The sequence below is a fragment of the Mesorhizobium sp. WSM1497 genome (assembly GCF_001672455.2).
GTDB classification, from domain to species: domain Bacteria; phylum Pseudomonadota; class Alphaproteobacteria; order Rhizobiales; family Rhizobiaceae; genus Mesorhizobium; species Mesorhizobium ciceri.
Map to the genome: position 1 here is coordinate 2884263 of NZ_CP021070.1, position 19661 is coordinate 2903923.

The following is a 19661-nucleotide window of genomic DNA, read 5'->3' on the forward strand; positions in this document are numbered from 1 at the left end:
TTATTACACAACGTATCGACGAAGGAAGATGAGATCGCCAATCGGCTTCCGGAATGGGCCGTGATGCAGCTCCGATAAGGCTAGAATTTCTGAATCACCTTCCCTCTGTTGATCAGGTTATCTAAATACAGATCGTTCTTCGCTTTGTCTTGGGGGGTGGGGCCAGCTCTCCTAGGCTTCTCCCCGCTCGGCGGTTTCGTTGGCGGCGAATTCTCTGTGTAAGCTATTGTCATAGTCTGAACATCGTTGCGGCTGGCCGTCAGGGAAAGGCCTGAACCAAGCACAGACTCACCGACCGGAACCAGAGAAATCGCCGGGCCGCCTGTCCCGCTATCGACTATTGTGAATTCCAAAACGTATCCGACCTTGTCAGGCTTGATGCCTGTGCTGGCGATCGTACTATCCATGTTTGTGAGCCACGATTGAATGCCGAGGTTCCCTCGCAAACGTTGCCCATGCAAGGCTTCAGCGGCTGCGCTGTCACACTGAATTTTGTCGGGATGCCCGAGGTCAACATTGAATGAAAAGGTGCTTTGGCGATCGGCTTTACCAGAGTGAGTGCTAGACGCGGTAACAAGTAATGCCTGTGGCATCAGAGGCACGCCAAGATTGGCGTCGGCAGTAGCACCAGCCTCGTTAATAACCTGCAGTGTCATATCAACGCCGGCAAGCCAGCCATTCGGGCTCTTCTTGATAAATGGAACGCCTTTTGCTGCTGTTTGGAGCTCACAGCTTATGTTGTTCACGATGTCTCTGACGCTAACGAGGTAGTCAGAGTGTGGTTTTGGTACGGATCCGCATCCGAAAAGAACCGTCAGCGCGGACAGCGAAGTAAACCTGAGTGAAGTAAACCTGAGTATTGTCACGAACGTCCCCCCGTTCACTCCTACAATGCGCACGAATTTCAGATTTGGTCCAGAGGTTACGTTGCCGGCGGGAAATTCGAAAAGTAGGCAATACGAGGCCTCCTGCGCGCCTCCCTGACAGTTCGCTCACGTGTCGCAGGACCGCGTTGCGCTTCCGATCTGTTCAAAGCCCGTTTAGCGCGCGGATGGGTAGCTAAGCGGAGCCAGATTTGCGTCTTGTCTTTTTGCGTGGCTTGGCCGGTTTCGCGTACGGCCTGGAGAGGTCGAGCACAATGAACCATAAAAAAATAGGCAGATGGGCCAATAAGCCCGCTTCGAGTCAATGCAACGTCCCGCCTCGTGAAACCCGACAAAGCACGGCGACTGCCAATCCAGTCCTTCAGTGCGGACAGATCCTTGAGACCCTTAAGGGATCACACCGCTCAGGCTCTGCAAATTAGAGATCCACGACCTAGCGCTGGTCATGTCTCGCCAAATAGGTATTCGCCCAAAAACTTTGTCTCTATTTCGCAATACAAAGTCATGCTACGTTAGAAAGTGCTGATAGAGTCATCTCGCTAGAGGAGGAAGAAATGGAGTCTGTTCGAACCGGCAGTGCAGAAACCGACAGGGCTCAATCACTTGCCGAGCCCAAAGTTGCAGCAACAGACACCGCTCGCGAAAAGTCCTTGTACTGGGACCCAATCGCTATACCGCCAGGAATCGGCGGCCCTTGGAAGTTTTCCACCAGAGTCTCTAACCTTATCGTTACGATCGTTGAGCAAACTTCGCCGCACATATCGACGCGCTATATTGCAACAGGTACCTATTTTAATCAGACAGAGGACGATAAGCACTACTCGTCAACTACTTGGACTATCTCGCTTCGGAATGCCCAAGGAGTCGAACTTGATCGCTTCCAATTCTATTTGACGCGCGGACATTGTAGCTACCGTGGGGAAGAGCCTTTCCGCTTCGAATTTCCCACCCCGAACAATAACATAGACCTGATAGAAGGAGGATGGGCACAGGGTTATAAACCCGGTGGTTACGAAGGCGGGTGCTAGCGCCACAATAGCAAAAAGCCCGGGACCGAGGCCCTGGGCTTCCATCAGCAGCGCCGGTCGCGATGGTGAGCGGCGTGCGTCAGCTCTTGGCCTTGGCCTGCAGCGCGTCGAGATCGGCCTTGGCCTGTCGCGCGCTGCGGTCGCCGCCTTCTTGTCGTCGTCCGACTTGGCGTCGGCCAGTGCCTTTTCGGCGTCGGCGAGCGCGTCGGACGCGGCCTGCAGTTCCTGGTCGGCTTTCGAGGGCTTCGAGCCCTTTTCCGGCCATGCGGTCTCGGACCACTCCTTCGGGAACTGCGCGACGGCGGCGCGCGCGTCGATGTCATACATCTCCTTGGCGCCGTCCTTGACGTGATAGATCGTCCTGAGCATGTCAGCCTTCTCCTGTTGGCGCGGCTTACGCGCTGAGATCCCCCGCCAGCCAGGCAGCCAGCGCGTCTTGCCGAACAGATCGATTTCCCAAAAGGCGTCGAGGCTGCCGCTCGTTGTCGTAGCGGCAGAGGGTGAGGGTGCTCATTTGGAACTCTTACCCGGTTCGCCACCGAATACGAGAACATACGAAGGATATGGCCGGGCGAACCACCCGCTAACTGGTTGATTTTGTTGAGAAGACGGTGTCCCTCAGCGACTAACATAATCGTTATTTGTCAATGGGTTACGAAGCGGTTCGCCCAAATTGATTCATGAAGCTGATCCAGCCACTCGCTGACCGCATTCATCTTCTACCGAATGGCAGCTTTGCGCCCAATGGCAGTCATTCCTGCGGTACCGTCCGTTCACCAAGAGCGGACATCGCCAATGGACAGGCCACAGGCAGTTGTGCACCCGACATTTGTCTCGAACGACTGGAGTCGATCCTACGCGGACCATCCGACCAATGGCTCGGAGCTATCTTCCTTTGGCTCGGCAGTAGTGCCAGAGTGGATGGAGGGAGCACGACATGAGTGAGACCCGCAAAATAGCAGCGATCCTGGTCTCGGATGTGGTCGGTTACAGCAGGCTAGCCGGCGCAGATGAAGATCGCATCTTGGCACGGCTGCGCGCGCTGCGCAGCGATCTCATCGATCCCACCATCGCTGTTCATCGTGGTCGCGTCGTCAAGCGCACAGGCGACGGGAGCCTCGTCGAGTTCAGCAGCGTGGTAGAAGCAGTGCGATGCGCGATCGAAGTGCAGAACGCCATGCTTGAGCGCAATGCCGGGGTGCCGGATGATCGCCGCATCGAGTTCCGGATAGGCATTCACCTGGGCGACGTCGTGCAAGAGAACGACGGCGACCTGATGGGAGACGGCGTCAATATCGCCGCACGCCTAGAAGGCATCTGCGAACCTGGCAATATCTGTCTTTCCGAGCAGGCCTATTGGCAGGTAAAGTCAAGGCTCGATATCGCAATCTACGATCGCGGCGCGGTCCAGTTGAAGAACATCGCCGATCCGGTCCGGGTTTATTCGCTGCAGGTCGGCATTCCCGCGAAGGCCGGACGCGCGCCACCGGAGGAGGCCCTCATTCCGGAGAAGCCTTCGCCGCAGCTCGCGCTGCCCGACAAGCCGTCAATAGTCGTCCTCCCCTTTGTGAATATGAGCGCTGACGCCGAGCAGGCGTATTTCGTCGATGGATTGACGGAGGATCTGATTACCGACCTCTCCAAAGTGCCCGAGCTCTTCGTCATCGCCCGGAACTCATCCTTTGCGTATAAGGGCAGATCGGTAGACACCCGCCAGATCGCTCGCGAACTGGGCGTGAAATATGTACTGGAGGGTAGCGCCCGACGGGTGGCGGACCGCGTTCGGATCAATGCCCAGCTCATCGATGCACCCGCCGGTGGGCACATCTGGGCGGATCGCTTCGACAGGGACCTTGCCGATATCTTCGCGGCACAAGACGAAGTCGTCGGCAAAATTGTGGAGGCGCTCGCCGGCAAGTTGGCCACGGCAAACCTGAAGGAGCACTATCGGCCAACGAACCTGAAGGCCCATGATCTCTACCTACGGGGGCGGGCTGAATGGGCACACTCCACGGAGGCGGGCGTTGGGGCCATTCCATTGTTCGAGCGGGCCATCGCGCTAGATCCTAACTACGCGGATGCTTATCGGTGGTTGGCGATCAGTCAGTGCGAGGCCTGGGTCTTTAGGAACTATCCGATGAACCCTCTTCGTCAACAGTCTATGGCGTCGGCAAGAAAGGCGGTTGAACTCGATCCCGAAAATTCTGGCACGCATTGGGTGCTTGCGTTCATACTCCTCATCGAGCGCCAATGGGATGAGTCTGCTAAGGAGTGCGAGATTTCGCTCCGCCTCAATCCGAACGATGCCGATGCTTGGGCAAACTTCGGGAATCTGAAGATCTATGAAGGTCGCGGAGTAGAGGCCATCGCCTGCATGGAGAAGGCATTGCGCCTGAATCCGCGCCCGCCGAGCTGGTATTTCTGGTTACTCGGAGGTGCCCAATCCGCGGCCGGAAATTATGAGGAAGCAGTGAAGACTCTGAGGAATGATGCAACATATCGAACCGAATCCAGGGTTAAATTGGCGTCGATCCTCGCGCTGCTCGGCCAGTTAGAAGAAGCGCGTGAAGAGGCCACGCTATATCTGGCAACAACCCCCCATTTCAGGATTAGCCATTGGGTCGAATCCCAGCCCTATCGCGACCTGGCCTTGCGAGACATGTACCTCGAAGGCCTTCGTAAGGCTGGCTTTCCGGAATGACTCTCGACGGAGCCACCCTGCTGGAGTCGCGTTGGGCTCTTCTTCCAAAAGGTAACGGCAACCGATGATGGCCGCTCAGCTTGGGCAACGCCACATAAAGAAAAACGCTGTCGTGATTAGGTGTTTTAGCATCGTCCCTATCATGGCGGTCAGGAGCGCGGGTCGGCGGGAACGCCTGTGCTTCACGGATAAGTTTGAGTCGGTCCTCGCGATCATATTGTTTGTAAGGACGAAGCGACGGCCTCCCACACATAGCAGAAGCGGGTTCGAGGGTTGGAACGTCGGTTAAACAAGGTCGAAATCCTCGGAGCGGACACTTCTCTTTCGGCCCAATCTGCCGATCAGCAAGGGATGCCCTAGAAGCCAAAAAGAGACACCCATACGCAGACCTTTCCCGAGGCCAGAGCATCGGTAAACTTGACCCCTGGACGACGTCGTGAGCGCTAATCTGGCATCGCTACTCGGGCAGCCCAGCCAGCCGAAGGCTCTCTACGATGAAGTCGCGATCCTGCTGATTTCTATATGGGTCGATTTCGACATAGCGGCTGATCGTTATATCGGGCATTGCCGATATGAGCTTCTCAATCTCCGCCTTCGCCTCACCTAGGTGACCAAGTCGCGCATGGCACATCGCTAGGTCGCCATGAATGTACCAAAATGGATGGATCTGGCGAGAAAATGCCAAGATCGCTTCTTGATATCGTCGCAGCATTAGCAGAGCCATGCCCCTGATTTCCCAATGCCATGTAGCCGGAATTGGATCGCGCTGAAGCAACTCATCCATCGTCTTGAGCGCTATGGCGAAGTCACCGTTTCGCAAGAGCAACTCTGCCTGATACGCGACGGCGACAGAATTGGCCGGATTTAGGCTGATGGCCCGTTCCAGATGAGACGCTGCCAACTCGTATTGCCCTTTGAGAATCAGGGCCATTCCGAGTAGCGCATGCCCTATGGAATCACCTTCATCCAAAGCGATGGCGGTTCGAGAAGCCGCCGCCATTTCGTCGAGCGTATTCGCTTGCGCGTTTTCGAGGTACTGCACGTAGTACGTCGCGGCTCGCATAGCATAAGCAACGGCGTATTCAGCATCTAGCTGGAGAGCCCTCTCTACAAATGGCATTGCTCGTGCAGCATCATGCAGGGCAACATACTTTTTTGCCAATTGAACGCATTCATAGGCCGCCAGGCTCGGGAGGTTCCGCTTGCTCGCATCATTGGCAATGGCCAATTGAAGGCGCGATTCGAGCGTGACAACGATGGTCCGGACAACTTCGTCTTGGACGACGAAGATATCTTCAAGTTCGCGATCATAGCGTTCGGCCCAGAGTTCCTGACCAGTAGAGCTATGGATAAGTTGTGCCGCCACGCGGACGCGTTTGCCGATGCGCCTCACGCCACCAGCTACGATATATTCGACATTCAGTGCCTTTGCGATTTCCTGCGTACCAAGGCCCTTCCCTTTGAATGAGAAAGATGAATTTCGGGCAATCACGAACAGGCTTCGGAAGCGCGAGAGCTCAGTAAGAATGTCTTCCGCGATGCCTTCAGCGAAATAATCCTGCTCCGGATCTCCTCCCATGTTGGCGAAGGGCAGTACAGCTACGCTGCCCTTGGTCGGCGTCCCCGAAGCGCGCGCCATGGCAGTCTTGGGTATCGCGTCCAAAAGGACATTGTACACCCGTATCGGCTGCTCGATGTTCTTAAGGTTGTGCTCGCCGGTATCGTCGAAAGCCAGCTCGAGCTTGTTGCCGACATTTTCACGAACAGAAGCGGATACCGACACGCCACCGGGCTTGGCGATGGCCTCGATTCGCGCTGCGATGTTCACCCCCTCACCGAAAATGTCATCGCCCTCAACGATGATGTCGCCAAGATTGATACCCATGCGGAACTGAATTAGGGCGCCAGCGACGAGATTGCGCTGCCCCATCGCACGCTGGATCGCCGCTGCGCATTCCACAGCGCCTACAACACTTGGAAATTCGACCAGCGCTCCGTCGCCCATCATCTTTACGATGCGGCCATGACGCGCGGCGACAGCAGGGTTGAAGGTCTCCTGCCAAACGTCCCGCAGCGCCGCAACAGTACCTGCCTCGTCGATTCCCATCATGCTGGAGTAACCGACAACGTCGGCTGCAAGAATAGCTGAAAGCCGGCGCGTCGTCTGCTGTTCCACCATACCGGTCCCAGAGTCGATGGGCTGAGGAATGTTAGACTGTACGAGCTATTCTCGGTGTCCGGAAGTGGCGCACGTGGTTACCGGCGCGATCTGGCTCCCGATGAGGCGGTCGAAATAAGGCGCGAGGGCAGCGACCGAGCTAAGACAGAAAATCGCAAAGCGGAAGGGCGGATGCATGAAATTGCTCTGCATGCTGACGCCGAGCAGCACGCCGAACCAGAAGGTCGAAGCCGAGCTTGTCGGCCGCAGCACCAGCAGCGGCACGCTGATGTGGGCAACCTCAAGAAGTCCGAAAGGAAGGCCGGCGCAAAACAAGGATTGGCCCGATCGAGAGTCAGACCGACGCTCAACGTTCGTCCGCAAAAGCATCCATAGCCAGATGGGCCAGTTCGCGCTCGTGCTCCCTATATTCTTCTTTTGTGTACTGATAGCCCCAATCCACGCTAGGCCAATCTGGTTTGATCTTGTTTGCCAAACGGGCTTGCGCCCGCGCGTCATCGAGACGTCCGAGCTTCGCCAGACATCCGGCCGAATAAACGTGGATATAGTAATAAGGGCTGCTGATAGTGGCGAAACACTTTATCGCCTCCTCGTACTGTCGCGTCATCATGAAAGCCATGCCCATAGTCTCACGAAGAGAGGCGGGAAGGAACAGTGGACTGGCGCGGATAGTTTTGAGCGATCTCTCAATAGCGTCGCTCGCCTGTCCCGTGCAAAGCAGGTAGTACGCCATCATGTCATTGAGATCGGCGTCATCAGGTGTCAGCTTGAGGGCGCGCTGGAACGTTTCTGACGCTGCGTCGAAGTTCTTGTCGAGCATAAGGCACATCCCACGAACACCCAAGCACCTGCTGTCCTCCCCGTCGAGCCGCACGGCGAGTTCTGTTTCTGTGTTTGCTTTTTTCAACGCACGTGGGGCAAGCGTTTGCCAATAGACGCGAACGTGCATATGGCCCATCGCCGCATGAGCGCGAGCAAACTTTGGATCAAGCTTCACCGCACTTTCAAATTCCGCCATGGCATCCGGAATATCGTCGTTGCGCCAGCGATTGACGATCTCCATACCGCGCAAATAATGGTCATAGGCGCCCAAACTCTCAGTCGGTTTGCGCCGCGATGCTTTCACGACGTCGGATTCAACATACCCCGGAACTGCGGCCACGATGCTTCGAGTCACTTCGTCCTGAACTGCGAAGATATCTTCTAGGTCACGATCATAGCGTTCCGCCCAGACGTGACTTCCGGTCGCTGCCTCAACCAGCTGCGCGGTGATGCGCACGCGTTTGCCGACCTTGCGAACGCTGCCCTCCACCAAGTAATGCACGCCAAGCTTTCGCCCCGCCTCTGCGATGTCGATGGCGGTTCCCTTGAACGTGAAGGACGAGTTCCGTGCGATGACGAACAGGCCATGATTGCGCGCCAGTTCCGTGATGATGTCCTCGGTGATGCCGTCCGAGAAATACTCCTGTTCCGCATCGCCACTCATATTGTTGAAGGGGAGCACGGCAATCGACGGTTTCTCATTGGCGACCGGAACTACTCGAACCGGTTGCAGCAACGGCACGTCGGGAAAGGGGTTGACGTTGTAGACGCGCACCGGCCGTTCGATGTTCTTGAGCGCCTGCTCGCCCGTATCTTCAAAGGTGAGTGCGAGCCTGTTGCCGAGACTGTCCCGGACAGAGCCGGATACGGCAACGCCGCCCGGCCTGGCGATGCTCTCGATCCGCGCCGCGATGTTGACGCCGTCGCCGAAGATGTCGTCGTCCTCTATAATGATATCTCCGAGGTTGATCCCAATGCGGAACTCGATGCGCCTGTCCGCCGGCACGTCGGCATTGCGCTCACGCATCTTGTGCTGGATGTCGGTGGCGCAGGCAACGGCATTTACCACACTGGCGAACTCTGCCAGCAAGCCATCGCCGGTCAGCTTGACGATCCTGCCCTGATGCTCGGCGATCTTAGCGTCCACCAGTTCGTGGCGATGCGCCTTGAACGCCGACAGGGTTCCGCTCTCGTCGCGACCCATGAGCCTGGAGTAGCCGACCACGTCGGCCGCGAGGATGGCGGCAAGGCGACGCTGATTGCGTTCTTCGGCCATTGGCAATGCGGCAACCTAGAGCGAAGGAAATCGTGGGGATTGTATGGGCCCTCGGGTGTGGAGTCTATCACGCCTCTAGACCGCTATTGGGCTAGATTTCCCAACTCGGTCGCACGCGCCGAAAGTCCGCTATCGTACTTCGGACGCCATAAGCCGACCTTCCGAATCCGGCCCCATAGCCGCCAGTCTGCAACGCACGCCATGACATTCATTCCCACGGGTCCATTCACCAAAAGCGGACATCGCCAACGGGGCAGGATCTGCCCAACACTGTTCTCGAACGACCATAGCTTCGGGCAATGCACTCCAGGTCACGATCAAAGGCCGCTGTGGTCAAGAACCATTGAGGTCACCAAAACCTGCCTCAACGGTGCGGATGATAGATGCCCGCTGCGTTGGTGAATTCGCCGACTGCCAACGCTACCAGACCCGAATGTTCCGGTCTGTATGACGTTGTTAGTCAGGCAGCAGCATCTCCTCTTCACCGGCCGCAGCTTCGAACAGCAGCCGGAACTCGTCACCGGGCATTTTGCCATCCATCGCATTCAGGCATGCCTCGGCTGCGAGCCGCCACTTCGGGCCACGATTGGGCCATCTCAGGAGCTCCTCGCCGGCGGTATACCAAGGCGGAGCCGCGGGCGGTCGGTCTTGACATAAACCGGAGGGTTGAACCAACCCTGGGGCATCACACCTCTCGAACGACGAAGGCGATGAGAAGCTGCCAAATGGGGGCTGCATCAACGATCAGTCCGACCAATTGGCAGTCAGTCTCAAACAGGTGGCGGCCGCGCCCGCGCACCGCTGCAATGGTCGTCTTCACGGAAATTATGTCGCCCGGTTGAGAGCCCTGCAGGACCTCGCGAACCAGTTCCTTGGCCGTTTGCTGCGCAGGCCAGACAGGTGCTTGAATGTCCATCCCATCCTCCCAGAGAGATAGAACCTCAATCAGCTATTCTGTGGTGCACTTCCGGAGATTGGCAAGTGCCGGAAACGTACAAAGCAGGGGCCAGGAATAGGAGTGCTCTGCCTGTCTGCGAGGGCCACGCGCCTCAACTCGACGACATCGACCCGGACGCGCATGCTGATCCGAATCGAACAGGGCGACGGACCTGCGACCGCAACGCCAAGCTCTCGACGCAACGGGTGGAACTGCTGCGACTGAGGGGCGCGACGATGACGCGGAACGCCAATTTCGAGCTGGCACCGAGGGCAAGCGTTCCGTCCGAGCCCAGCCCGGATCCCTCCATGCCGCAACCAGCATCAACGGCAGGGATAAGGCAAATCTCTGAGCCCGCCACCGGGCTGACTTCAGCGCCGAAACGGCTACCAACGAGTGGATGTCCGGGCCTTCAAAGCCTGTTCAGCCAAGCCGGCCCGGAGCCGCATTCAGTCACATCCCTTGGACTTGGGTGCAGAGCTGCTGCATCGAGGCCATTTGAGCAGCCGAGTTCGCGCCCGAACCCGTGCTGGTGCTGGCAGTCTTATCACCAGCTGTGTCCGAAGATCCCGACGTCCCGGTGGTTGTACCCGTACCAGTGCTGTTGCTAGCGGTGGCATCACTGCCGGTCGAACCCGAACTGCCTGACGTGCCGGTCGCTGTGCCAGAGCCGGTGCCGGTACTGGCCGTGGTATTGCTGCTGGTCGAACCAGAGCTGCCTGATGTGCCGGTCGTTGTGCCAGAGCCAGTGCCGTTGCTGGCCGTCATTCTCGAGCAGTCGGAGCGAACCTGCGCCTGCTGTTCAGAGGTCAGGGAGGACCAGTTCCGGCGGATCTCATCCTGCGACAGAAGTCTTCCCGAATTGGTGTCGCTGAAGAATGAGCCGGAGAGCTTGCTATCCCAACCGCTCGGGATACCGCTTTGGCCGGAGCCGGAACTCATACCCGACCCGGTCGATGAGCCGGAAGTTCCGTTCGTGCCGCTGGAAGTTCCCGAGGACTGCGCGAAGGCCGCGGTGGCGAGACAGAGAGAGATCGCTGTAGCTGTCAAAATCTTACGTTTCATGTGAGTCTCCATTAGTGGGCGGCGCCCTTGTGGCGTCGCCCCCTAATCCCGCGGAAAAGCACTTGTTCCTCTATAGAGCGGAATTCATTGTCATGATCCTTGTGCACCAGTCCTGGGTCTCAAATGCGATGCCGGGGCTTCACCACCATACTTGGGCTTGCGAGGGGAAACCCAAGCAGGACCCGCAGTGCCGATGCGGCCTGTACCCCCGATGAAGCCCCGGGCCGCATCGGCAACTTATAAGACGGCCATAGCAGTGTCCCACCACACCATCGGCAACGGCGGAAGCCCTTTCGACGTCGTGGCGCTCGCCGTCTTTCTATTGATAGCTTGGCGCCATCATCGTCATTAGCAATGGGACTCGTTTAGCCAACCGCCCCTACGACTGGGTAGTCGCCTGCTTCAGTGCGCTTTCAGACCGTGAATGGGAACGGCGGAACGTCCTTGACCTTCTATGGTTAGGTAGGCCCACGGGGATAGCTTATATGGAAGTGACTGAGAAGAAGCCGGCAACCAGCCCGGAGATTGCATTGATTGAGCGGCTGGTCAAAGAGACCGGGATTGCCGAGAATTAAGCCCGCGAACTAATATCGTTCCTTGGGTTCAATTGGTCGTCCCTGGGTCGAAGCCAAGTCTATGAGAAATCCTGCCCGCAGATGATAGCGGATTGCAGAGGCGTCTCTAACTTCCATGCGGACTTGAGCTAGCTCCTGATGCAAGGCGCGCATCCGTACTCGCTGGTGCGCTACGCTGGAACGTAGGGCGAGCCAGCGTGATTTCATCGAAGCCAGTGGGGGGGAATTGCATCCCCCTATAGCACGGCCTGCCGGCATTCTCCCAATTGACGTTTCGATTATTTTTCCGAAGCACTCTGGAACAATGCGACTCTCACGAGCTTCGAAGGCTGCACTGCCCAATCCAGTGCATTCCCCGTGCCGGCTGCGGAAAGGTGGCCGGCATTTTTGTGCCCCACTCCTTTCCTCAACCATACGACCCCGTCGTGCAGAGGTCGGATCACGGAACATTCGCCAAATAGCCACGTTCGGTGCTGTTGGCGTTGTGGGGGAGTGTCTTAAATGGCAATTTCGAATGCGTTGAGAGACGAGTACCTGGAAATTATGTGCCCGAACTGTTCCACGGTGACTCTTAAAAAAGGCTCGTGGGTGAAGACAACATCGAACTTCACCTGCGAACGATGCGGTTCGAGGGTCAGAATTGGCTATTTGGCAAAGGTGGCACTTTTCGAGCAAAAAATGAAAAGCATGAACCCCTCGGCGCGTTGAGAGTCCAGGCGATCCGACAGTACGTTGGGGGAGGGTTGACCGTCGGGCCTAAACGGCTTGGGCGAGCCGACTAATTCAATCGTATCCATCATCTGATGCTTCTCAAACCCGAAATGGCCGGCGCAATGCTGCGGGCGGGACGACAGTGAAACCCACGCCGGCCACTGGGGGAGAGACCCGCGCTGTTGCGTGCAACGTCCGCCTGCTTTTCGACGTGCATTGCAAGGCGGCAAAGGCACACAGATTGCGGTAGCCCGGCCAGCTTTGGCAGCGATGCGACACATGGAGTGCCCGATTTTGGGGGCGGATTCGGCAAACTACTACCTACGACGTGCCTCGCAACTCCGGCTTAAGTCCCTTTGCGGTGCTCAACAGTCTTATGTCAGAAACATCCGGGGTCGTCATGCATTTTGAAACGACCGCCGATTCAGTCCCTCATCGTCGGTTTGAGTACCACCCGCGGCGCCAAGCCAGCGTGGCGGGTGGTCGTTCACGGAGAGTGCATGGAACCGGGTGAGATAATAGCTGATGCGCTCGCGGCTTGCTTCGCGATCTGCTTGTTGGCGATCATCCTCCTGCTTTTCGGAAAGCCACTATGGCCGGAACAGCACGTGCGAATGACTATCTTCCCGCCCGCCCAGATGACCACCGCGTCCATCAAGGCGGCAACGCCCAATCTGCCCACCGGTTTCGATTTGCGCGCGGCGCCACCGAAACCAACCAACCGTTCGGCCGCTCGTTGAGCTACGGTTCAATCCGGCGCATCTCCATGCTTGGTTGCCACCCCCAAAGGGTCTTGGTTCACCGGCTGCGCATTCAGCAGCGTGGATAAAGCCGTTATGATCTGTGGCAGGAAAAAGGGTTTGGTTACCATCACGCTTTCGGGGACACCCTCAAAGCCCCAATCGATAGCGCTGTCGCCGCTCATGTAAACCACTGGCAGGGTTGGGTTGGCCTGCCGCAAATGCTTCGCGACTTCCCATCCGGTTTTCTCTTCCCCTAGGCGAATGTCTGTGACGAGACCCTTGACCTTTTCAGGCTCAGCGTCGAAAGCAGCAATCGCTTCTTCCGCGCTTGTAGCCGCGACCACTTCGAAACCAGCCTCCTGCAACGCCGTCTCGACGTCCAGCAGGATCAGCGGTTCGTCCTCGACGACCAACACCACCCCAACTAACATATGTTAATGCCCTCAGTTTGCATCCTTACGGTTTCAACCGGGTTTGGTTCCAAAGGAAAACGTCCTTAGAAGGGTCGGCTTCTGCTGTCCTGACCGCTAAGCGGAAGGTTCTGGTCCTGTTTCGCTGGCAGGGAGCGGGCGCCTCGCTGCTGGTCGAGTGCCCAACCGCGGCCGGGCCAGCATCGCCTCGACGGACCGCTTCCGCATACCGGGCATTCGGGTGCCATCTCGGTCGAAGATAGGGCTTTGGAGAGCGACATCAGGCTGCAACCGCAACCGCTAAAGCAACGTTGCGGCCAAGACCATCGACACATAGATCGCGAACAGGATCACAATGAGTCGAGGATAGGGCGTTGCGGCCACAACCTTGGTGGCGGCGGGACTTACGACGGCTTCGGTTCCAGACCACGGAACGCACGCGGCGGTCGGAGCATTGTCATTGGAAGGGAGCAGATGTCTAGGAGAGGTTGCGCCAAAGGTAGCTAGAGGTTCGCCCCCTCCGCCCGAAGCAATAGCCATTTCTTGTTGCAGCACTGCGCGCCTCCGAATCGCGCACCAAACACGGATATATACATTATGTTCCCCTAATATTTCGCGAGGTGGCGGCGGTCTCCCATGGCTGCTTCTTCATCGGGGGCTTCAGTCCGAAATGAAAGGGACCAAAGTCCTATGCAGCAGGCAATAGTCCTATCGGCCTCAGTCGGCGGAACACCCGACGGCTACAGTCATTGTCTCCCGGAGTGTTGGGAGAAAGCCAGATGGATAGAAGTGTTGGGCAGGCTCGATGGCTGCTCGCGCCGATTTTTGCAACAGCCGTCACCTTGCTGGCGATGGCGGTCGTCTTCGGCTGACATATCGTCGATTGGCGCAGCAAAGTCCCTCCTGCGCTAATAGGATCTGCGAGCTGCCTCGACAGCTTGCCAATCCTCTAATTCGCGCTCGCTGGCCAGATCATCGGCAGGCGGGAGTTCGCTTTTAGCTCATGCAACCTTGGGAGGTTTACTATGGATCGGCGATCATTCTTAACCGCAATGTTTGGTATTGCCGGGGCTGCGGCCCTTGCGGGCACTGTCCGCCCATTCGAAGCAGTGGCCGGTGTTCCAAGTGCCCGAAACGGCATTCTCGACGAACTTGAGACGCCACAAGCGGAACCCTTTGACGAAGATGCGCAGGCAGATGTGCAGCCAGTCAATCATCGGGACTGGCATCGCCGCCGCCACCATCGCCGACGGGGCTGGAGAAGGGTGTGCCGTAGATATTGGCGACATGGGCGCCGTCGCGTCAGGTGCTATCGCAGGCGTGGTCCATCGGTAGTCCTGCAGTTTTAGGTACGATGTAGTGCCTTGGCCCGCTCCGGCTCCCGCCGCGAGCGGGCCAACGTGAGTCTAGGTTGGTTGCCGACCCTTCTTCTCGGGAACCAAGGGTTTGATCAGGCGACGCAATGGCTCAAGCCCGGCCTGATCTCGCGTGAAGCACTTGCGTGGAGAAGAGGATTTGCGGCACGCTTCGCTACAGGATTTTCGCGAGGATGAGACGGATGGCCGTAGCTAAAAAAGACCAGGAGCGCGTCAGCGATGCGTGGATGTGCGGCGCCCAAGCCCAGAAGGATGGTGAAGAGCGTGTGGTGCCGCCTTACTGGCAGGAACACGCCGATGCGTGGCTTCATGGCTTGACGACGTGCGGGTGGGCGAACCACTGCCGACAGTCAGCGACAACATCGAGGCGGAGCTGAACGACTCCGCGGTGAACAAGCCGGAGAACGCACCATGACCCATTACCGCGTATCCACGTTCGTCGAGCTAATGACGCAAAGCAGGCTGCCATGCGACCCCACAGCCTGATGCACGATATCTCCCCTACCGAGTTTCTGGTCGAAGACGAAAAGTCCGTCGCTGAGCAGATTACCTTGACGGAGGAAGACGCTGCTGAGGCCCGCGCCCTGGCGCTGGAAGGCAACATGTTCCCCACGATCGAGCCCTGATCGGAACTTATTTCGTCTGCAGTGCTTAAGGCGATATGAGCAAGCGCGGCATCGATTTCCTAGAAAAATGGATGGCGGAGCATCTGCCAAACGCCTTTACCGATGACCCGGCTGCGATCGCGGATCTTGCCGATCAGGCTATTAGGGCGGCGGGACAAGCAGGCATCAGCCTGGAAGAGATCAGCGAAGAAGTCGGCAGCGTGTTCTACGTGATCTTCGATGCGATGCAGCACCGCGAAGGCGGCTGCCAGGATTTAGTCTGAAGGCTTCTCTCGCGGCTGCGCCGGTCCTGTTCCGTTCCACTGGATGAATCCAACTTCCTTGCCGGTGACTTGCCGCACGGTCTGCAGCAGCACCTCCTCGTCAGGATTCGTGTCTGCCGGTAGTGCTCGCAATGCGGGGACGCTGTCGACCGTCGGCAATGGTCAGGCCCGCGCATTCTGGTTTCCGTGGGAGGCATTTCAATCACGCGAGGAGGCTTCGGAACTGCCCTGCGCGAGCCGGAATTCGTACTGATCGCGGATGTGGGTGTTGAACTAGCGGCCCTTGGCAAATGCAGATCGAAAGGCGTCAAGGCCTCTGATGGTACCTCCAGGAACTCGTAGTGCTTCCCACTGGCCACAAACCAGACCGAGAGAACTCTGGTTTTTGGTCATAGTCGAACTTGCTTATCGAGGTCGACGGCATCGTGTTACCCGTAGGCGAAGGGCAGACTGGGTGGGAAGTCGCGAAGCATTTACTCTGCCCGTGGTCTACATGAGTGGCGCTAGCGCTATCAGCGGGGCTCAGAGGGCGTCCCCGAAGGGTGATGATAACGAAGCCTTTCTTCCTGCCTCAGATCATAACGGCTCTGGCCACGCTGCTAAATGCGCGGCCAGCTATCCCGGACAATCCGGAGTAGCTTCCCTACGTAGCCCCCAAATGCGTAGTTGCGCGTTCCCTAATATGCTCATACTTTGCGCATGCGGGGAGGGAACCCAAGCAAAACCCGCAGTGCCGATGCGGCCTGTACCCCCGATGAAGCCCCGGGCCGCATCGGCAACTTATAACGGGTCGCTCGGAAACCTGCCGCTGGGTAGCGCCTAAATCCGAGTAGCTAAGCTGCCGAGAAAGGTAGCCCGCACATGGTAGCGGATTGCAGAGGCGTCTCTAACTTCCATTCGGACTTGAGCGAGTTCGGCAAGCAGGGCACCCATTCGCGCCCGCTGGTGCGCTACGCAGCCACGTAGGAAAATCGCACGTGTGATTTCATCGAAGCCACTGGGGGGGGCATTTGCATCCCCCATGTAGCACGTCTAGATCGCGATCACCTAATTGGTCACCCGCCAAGCCTCGGCCAGGCCCGCATCGCTCCAGCCTTTCGACCCCGTGTTGCTAATATGCAGCACCTACCGCATCTCGACAACCTTCGCGGAACCGCCTTTAAGGCCGCCCGTTTGCCCCTTCTCTAGTAGCCGTAGGCGCTGGCGAGGAGGCATTGGGGTTGGCATGGCAGAACTGACTAACGCCGCAGAAATGGCGAACGCCGTGGGCATTGATCCGGAGACGTTTCGCGAGGGTTTGCGCGATTCAGATTTCCCGTGGCACGAGCCTCCTGATGACTGGACAGTGGAGACTGACAGCCGCCAGCATGAGGCGATGCGTACCGTGCTGCTCGTCCTTCTCTTGAAGCTGCGGGAGAAGGAAAATCGGACCTAGGTTTACGGCCACCTAGTTGGCCAGCGCTTGTCGAGGGTGCTGCCGTCTATCGATCGAACTCCAGCGGCTCATGATCAGGCTGCTCGTGCCACATGACCTGGCGGAAGTCTCGACGGTCGACCTGCTGGCCGCAGAGTGGGCATTCGTGGAAACGGTCATGGCCGTTCGGCTCGTGTGGCTTGCCGGGCTTAGGTGGCCCGAGGTCCGCGATTCTCGTCATAGCCCTTCCTCGCGATAGTTCAATGAAAGAGCAATGACGTCGCGGCCAGCTTCGTCGCGCACCACAAGCTTCAACTCATGGGCGCCGTTGCGTGGCAGGATGTCATTTGCAAGTTCCATCAGATCAAGAAAACCCTCGTCTCTTGCGGCCTCAAAGTCTGGCAAGTCCGTGCCCTCTTTGTCTGCGATCAGGTTTCCATCTTCCCAGAAATCGAAAAAGTAGCGCGGCATCAGGAACAAACCTAGCGGGGTCGGAAATGTTCCGGGATCTGGCGCGATGAGCTAAGCCTCGTCGGTAAGCGGCTTCTTTCGCTTTGGCGCCACGTAGCTCTCCACTAGGTGGACATGCTCGATATCGAGAGTGACCAACGGCCGGAGGCTGACGGTCACCTTGTCGCCGTCGATGCGTGCGACCGGGCCGATCAGATCCATGTGTTGTCCGGCCACGACCTTTGACGTCGAATCGACGACCGAATGTGGGAAGTCGTAGCTTGGGATCGTCACGCTGATGCGATCTGGTGTGACGCGACCGCGCACGATTGCGGTGACGGCGACCTCATCGCCTACTTTGATACCCCTAGCCATTCCCAAGAGTCTGGCGCGGGCGGCTGCAGTGTCAAGATAAGCGGAACCTAATATACGCCGCGCGCTTATTGGTTCATGAGCAAGCGCGGCGTCGATTTCCTCGAAAAATGGATGGCGGAACATCTGCCAAACGCCTTTACCGATGACCCGGCTGCGATCACGGATCTTGCCGATCAGGCTATTAGGGCGGCGGAGCAAGCAGGCATCAGCCTCGAAGAAATGAGCGAAGAAGTCGGCAGTGTGTTCGACGTGATCTTCGATGCCATGCAGCACCGTGCCGGCGGGTCTGATTTAGCTTGAAGGCTTCTCCCGCGCGGCAGCACCGGCCCTGTGGTATTCCACCGGAAAACTCGACTTCCTACGGTGGTTCAGCTGCTGCATTAGGACCGGCGGCGGTCCGGAAACTTGATGATGTTGTCGCCGTCTTCCGGCTCTAACGGCTCATGGCCAGGTCTTTCATGGTAAAATACCTGCCGCGCGTCGCGCATGTCCACCAACTGCCCGCAGGTCGGGCAGGGGTAAAAGTTCGGCCGTTCATCGGCCGGTTCGTCGCCGTGCCGTTTGGCGAGGATGGGCGGACCGAGGTCGGATAGCTTTGTCATGGCTATCCAACTTTCAATTCCTCTAAAATGTTCCGGGCAGGGTTCGATCCTGCCGTCATTTCAGCATGGACTAATGGAACAATCTTAAGCGCCCTAGGTTGGTGGACGGAGGCATCGTACGCAGCCCGTCTCCTGGCTCGGAAATGCGAGTGAGACGGGCGTGTTTAAAGTGTCCATTTTAGGTGTTTGCATGAGCACGCGCGGTCTGAACTTCCTTGATCGATGGATTAGGAACAACGTTCCGAAGACGGCGAGAGCCGGCGCCATCTCCGTTGACGAACTAACGCACAAGCTCATCGCAGATGCTAGGTCGATCGGGATCAAGCGCAGCGAAATTGATGAGGAGGCCGACAGCCTCCATCGCACGATCCTCGATGCCACCGTCCACTATCATCCTGACTGCCGAATGAGCGCTCGCGGTCCGACCGACGCTGCCAGTGACCTTGCAGACGGCACTCCTGTCACAAATATTCCGCCCCCCTAATGTTGATTTGCTTTTTTCCGAGCTTCTCCCAAGATGCCCGGAGAGGGACGTGGGAGCCCACCCGGCATGGAACGCCTGCTGAAATCCACCGACCTTATTCAAAAAGCGATAGACGAGGCCATTCAGGGCAACGTCGTCTCCCTTAAAAAAGCTGTCGCGTTTATCCGAACCAAGCGCCCTGACCTAAAGGACGAGCTGGACGAATTGGGCCAGGACAACCCACTGTGTGAAATGGTGGTCCGAATGGCTGCCCGGACTGGCAAGGCCGTCCTCTTCGACCTGCACGATTAGCCCACTGGGCTCACGAACGCATGGGGCTTTGGTCCGAATTGACATTTACCACACCCGCTCGAATGATCCGGCCGAGTTGGGTTGGGGATCACTATGCCGATAGCACGCCTCGCTGGAGACAGCGTCTTTGAGCCTGAAGAATTATCCCATCTCCAGGCGATGTTGGATCAACTCTGTTCAATTCGCGGGATCAACCGCCAAAGCCAAGAAGCTGAAGCGACCGCTCAAAGGCTGATTGCCCATTACAGGGGTGGGCTGCGAGGGATAGCACTGCTTCATTCTCTCACGCCAACCTGAGCTGCCACCTACTCTGGCCTTACTGTTCGACGCCATTGAAGGGGCCTATAAGGGAACCCTAAATTACCTCTCATGAGCCTTTGAGGTACGAGTTAAAGCCAGACCCAGAGGGGGGATGGACGGTGTACGACGTGTTCACCGGGCAGCCTGCT

General features: G+C 57.7%; 21 protein-coding genes and 1 pseudogene. 10 read left to right on the forward strand and 12 right to left on the reverse strand.

The features are described from left to right. Positions 1-80: 80 nt before the first annotated feature. Both A9K65_RS13835 and A9K65_RS13840 read right to left on the reverse strand, forming a co-directional pair. Positions 81-746 (reverse strand): hypothetical protein, encoded by a 666-nt coding sequence (locus A9K65_RS13835; protein ID WP_157678488.1) that lies wholly within the window; start codon positions 744-746, stop codon positions 81-83. Positions 747-1708: 962 nt separating this feature from the next. Then, the gene (locus A9K65_RS13840) at positions 1709-2281 is read right to left on the reverse strand and encodes a hypothetical protein (RefSeq protein WP_064994756.1); all 573 of its coding nucleotides are present in this window, start codon (positions 2279-2281) and stop codon (positions 1709-1711) included. A gap of 568 nt (positions 2282-2849) precedes the next feature. Here A9K65_RS13840 and A9K65_RS13845 point away from each other — a divergent pair. After that, a complete protein-coding gene (locus A9K65_RS13845) occupies positions 2850-4613 on the forward strand; it encodes an adenylate/guanylate cyclase domain-containing protein (RefSeq protein WP_064994757.1) in 1764 nt (587 codons plus the stop codon). 457 nt (positions 4614-5070) lie between these two features. Here A9K65_RS13845 and A9K65_RS13855 read toward each other — a convergent pair whose 3' ends face one another. The 5 genes from A9K65_RS13855 to A9K65_RS13875 form a co-directional block, all read right to left on the reverse strand. Then, positions 5071-6789: a tetratricopeptide repeat protein gene (locus A9K65_RS13855; protein WP_210192531.1), complete on the reverse strand. Its 1719-nt coding sequence runs from the start codon at positions 6787-6789 to the stop codon at positions 5071-5073. Between the two features lie 48 nt (positions 6790-6837). Continuing rightward, entirely contained in the window at positions 6838-7056 is a 219-nt protein-coding gene (locus tag A9K65_RS35165; RefSeq protein WP_245322145.1) for a hypothetical protein, read from the reverse strand. A gap of 82 nt (positions 7057-7138) precedes the next feature. After that, the gene (locus tag A9K65_RS13865; protein ID WP_064994761.1) at positions 7139-8890 is read right to left on the reverse strand and encodes an adenylate/guanylate cyclase domain-containing protein; all 1752 of its coding nucleotides are present in this window, start codon (positions 8888-8890) and stop codon (positions 7139-7141) included. Between the two features lie 456 nt (positions 8891-9346). Then, positions 9347-9628, reverse strand: a complete 282-nt coding sequence (locus tag A9K65_RS13870) for a DUF982 domain-containing protein (RefSeq protein ID WP_245322052.1) — start codon at positions 9626-9628, stop codon at positions 9347-9349. Beyond that, positions 9576-9806, reverse strand: a complete 231-nt coding sequence (locus A9K65_RS13875) for a hypothetical protein (protein WP_086081312.1) — start codon at positions 9804-9806, stop codon at positions 9576-9578. The genes A9K65_RS13870 and A9K65_RS13875 overlap by 53 nt, the downstream gene beginning before the upstream one ends. A gap of 547 nt (positions 9807-10353) precedes the next feature. On the opposite strand from A9K65_RS13875, the gene A9K65_RS13880 reads away from it, so the two are divergent. Further along, entirely contained in the window at positions 10354-10896 is a 543-nt protein-coding gene (locus A9K65_RS13880; RefSeq protein WP_245322053.1) for a protein TonB, read from the forward strand. A 1782-nt stretch (positions 10897-12678) separates the two neighbouring features. Further along, entirely contained in the window at positions 12679-12918 is a 240-nt protein-coding gene (locus A9K65_RS13895; RefSeq protein ID WP_064995281.1) for a hypothetical protein, read from the forward strand. An 8-nt stretch (positions 12919-12926) separates the two neighbouring features. On the opposite strand, the gene A9K65_RS13900 is transcribed toward A9K65_RS13895, so the two are convergent. After that, on the reverse strand, positions 12927-13352 hold the full coding sequence (locus A9K65_RS13900) for a response regulator (protein WP_064995268.1): 426 nt from the start codon (positions 13350-13352) through the stop codon (positions 12927-12929). Between the two features lie 1031 nt (positions 13353-14383). Here A9K65_RS13900 and A9K65_RS13905 point away from each other — a divergent pair. The 4 genes from A9K65_RS13905 to A9K65_RS13925 all read left to right on the forward strand — a co-directional run bounded on the left by A9K65_RS13905 (position 14384) and on the right by A9K65_RS13925 (position 17031). Continuing rightward, positions 14384-14680, forward strand: coding sequence for a protamine-2 (modular protein) (locus A9K65_RS13905; protein WP_245322114.1), 297 nt, complete (start codon positions 14384-14386; stop codon positions 14678-14680). Between the two features lie 494 nt (positions 14681-15174). Then, positions 15175-15333, forward strand: coding sequence for a hypothetical protein (locus A9K65_RS35175; protein WP_157678494.1), 159 nt, complete (start codon positions 15175-15177; stop codon positions 15331-15333). Between the two features lie 35 nt (positions 15334-15368). Next, entirely contained in the window at positions 15369-15596 is a 228-nt protein-coding gene (locus A9K65_RS13915) for a DUF768 domain-containing protein (RefSeq protein ID WP_064995270.1), read from the forward strand. A gap of 1225 nt (positions 15597-16821) precedes the next feature. Further along, positions 16822-17031: a hypothetical protein gene (locus A9K65_RS13925; RefSeq protein ID WP_064995271.1), complete on the forward strand. Its 210-nt coding sequence runs from the start codon at positions 16822-16824 to the stop codon at positions 17029-17031. A 46-nt stretch (positions 17032-17077) separates the two neighbouring features. Here the strand turns inward: A9K65_RS13925 and A9K65_RS35645 are convergent, their stop codons facing one another. The 3 genes from A9K65_RS35645 to A9K65_RS13940 are packed head-to-tail and all read right to left on the reverse strand — an operon-like array spanning position 17078 to position 17835. Then, positions 17078-17251: a hypothetical protein gene (locus A9K65_RS35645; protein ID WP_084016200.1), complete on the reverse strand. Its 174-nt coding sequence runs from the start codon at positions 17249-17251 to the stop codon at positions 17078-17080. After that, positions 17248-17481 carry a hypothetical protein gene (locus A9K65_RS13935; RefSeq protein WP_064995282.1) on the reverse strand — a complete coding sequence of 78 codons (234 nt, stop codon included), beginning with the start codon at positions 17479-17481 and terminating at the stop codon, positions 17248-17250. The genes A9K65_RS35645 and A9K65_RS13935 overlap by 4 nt, the downstream gene beginning before the upstream one ends. Before the next feature lie 51 nt (positions 17482-17532). Then, positions 17533-17835 carry a hypothetical protein gene (locus tag A9K65_RS13940; protein WP_064995272.1) on the reverse strand — a complete coding sequence of 101 codons (303 nt, stop codon included), beginning with the start codon at positions 17833-17835 and terminating at the stop codon, positions 17533-17535. A 75-nt stretch (positions 17836-17910) separates the two neighbouring features. On the opposite strand from A9K65_RS13940, the gene A9K65_RS13945 reads away from it, so the two are divergent. Further along, the gene (locus A9K65_RS13945; RefSeq protein ID WP_064995273.1) at positions 17911-18135 is read left to right on the forward strand and encodes a DUF768 domain-containing protein; all 225 of its coding nucleotides are present in this window, start codon (positions 17911-17913) and stop codon (positions 18133-18135) included. 80 nt (positions 18136-18215) lie between these two features. Here the strand turns inward: A9K65_RS13945 and A9K65_RS13950 are convergent, their stop codons facing one another. After that, on the reverse strand, positions 18216-18437 hold the full coding sequence (locus A9K65_RS13950) for a hypothetical protein (protein ID WP_064995274.1): 222 nt from the start codon (positions 18435-18437) through the stop codon (positions 18216-18218). A gap of 190 nt (positions 18438-18627) precedes the next feature. Between A9K65_RS13950 and A9K65_RS13955 the strand changes: the two are divergent. Both A9K65_RS13955 and A9K65_RS13960 read left to right on the forward strand, forming a co-directional pair. Next, a pseudogene (locus A9K65_RS13955) lies at positions 18628-18834 on the forward strand (hypothetical protein); the annotation flags it as partial. A 153-nt stretch (positions 18835-18987) separates the two neighbouring features. Then, positions 18988-19212, forward strand: a complete 225-nt coding sequence (locus A9K65_RS13960; RefSeq protein WP_064995275.1) for a hypothetical protein — start codon at positions 18988-18990, stop codon at positions 19210-19212. The last annotated feature ends 449 nt before the right edge of the window (positions 19213-19661 follow it).

Excerpts from the sequence above, each read along its gene's own strand:
- A9K65_RS13840 (WP_064994756.1), bottom strand. The coding sequence starts at position 2,281 with ATGCTCAGGACGATCTATCACGTCAAGGACGGCGCCAAGGAGATGTAT.
- A9K65_RS13845 (WP_064994757.1), top strand. The coding sequence starts at position 2,850 with ATGAGTGAGACCCGCAAAATAGCAGCGATCCTGGTCTCGGATGTGGTC.
- A9K65_RS13865 (WP_064994761.1), bottom strand. The coding sequence starts at position 8,890 with ATGGCCGAAGAACGCAATCAGCGTCGCCTTGCCGCCATCCTCGCGGCC.
- A9K65_RS13870 (WP_245322052.1), bottom strand. The coding sequence starts at position 9,628 with ATGCAGCCCCCATTTGGCAGCTTCTCATCGCCTTCGTCGTTCGAGAGG.
- A9K65_RS13875 (WP_086081312.1), bottom strand. The coding sequence starts at position 9,806 with ATGGACATTCAAGCACCTGTCTGGCCTGCGCAGCAAACGGCCAAGGAA.
- A9K65_RS13895 (WP_064995281.1), top strand. The coding sequence starts at position 12,679 with ATGGAACCGGGTGAGATAATAGCTGATGCGCTCGCGGCTTGCTTCGCG.
- A9K65_RS13900 (WP_064995268.1), bottom strand. The coding sequence starts at position 13,352 with ATGTTAGTTGGGGTGGTGTTGGTCGTCGAGGACGAACCGCTGATCCTG.
- A9K65_RS13905 (WP_245322114.1), top strand. The coding sequence starts at position 14,384 with ATGTTTGGTATTGCCGGGGCTGCGGCCCTTGCGGGCACTGTCCGCCCA.
- A9K65_RS35175 (WP_157678494.1), top strand. The coding sequence starts at position 15,175 with ATGCGACCCCACAGCCTGATGCACGATATCTCCCCTACCGAGTTTCTG.
- A9K65_RS13915 (WP_064995270.1), top strand. The coding sequence starts at position 15,369 with ATGAGCAAGCGCGGCATCGATTTCCTAGAAAAATGGATGGCGGAGCAT.
- A9K65_RS13925 (WP_064995271.1), top strand. The coding sequence starts at position 16,822 with ATGGCAGAACTGACTAACGCCGCAGAAATGGCGAACGCCGTGGGCATT.
- A9K65_RS35645 (WP_084016200.1), bottom strand. The coding sequence starts at position 17,251 with ATGACGAGAATCGCGGACCTCGGGCCACCTAAGCCCGGCAAGCCACAC.
- A9K65_RS13935 (WP_064995282.1), bottom strand. The coding sequence starts at position 17,481 with ATGCCGCGCTACTTTTTCGATTTCTGGGAAGATGGAAACCTGATCGCA.
- A9K65_RS13940 (WP_064995272.1), bottom strand. The coding sequence starts at position 17,835 with ATGGCTAGGGGTATCAAAGTAGGCGATGAGGTCGCCGTCACCGCAATC.
- A9K65_RS13945 (WP_064995273.1), top strand. The coding sequence starts at position 17,911 with ATGAGCAAGCGCGGCGTCGATTTCCTCGAAAAATGGATGGCGGAACAT.
- A9K65_RS13950 (WP_064995274.1), bottom strand. The coding sequence starts at position 18,437 with ATGACAAAGCTATCCGACCTCGGTCCGCCCATCCTCGCCAAACGGCAC.
- A9K65_RS13960 (WP_064995275.1), top strand. The coding sequence starts at position 18,988 with ATGGAACGCCTGCTGAAATCCACCGACCTTATTCAAAAAGCGATAGAC.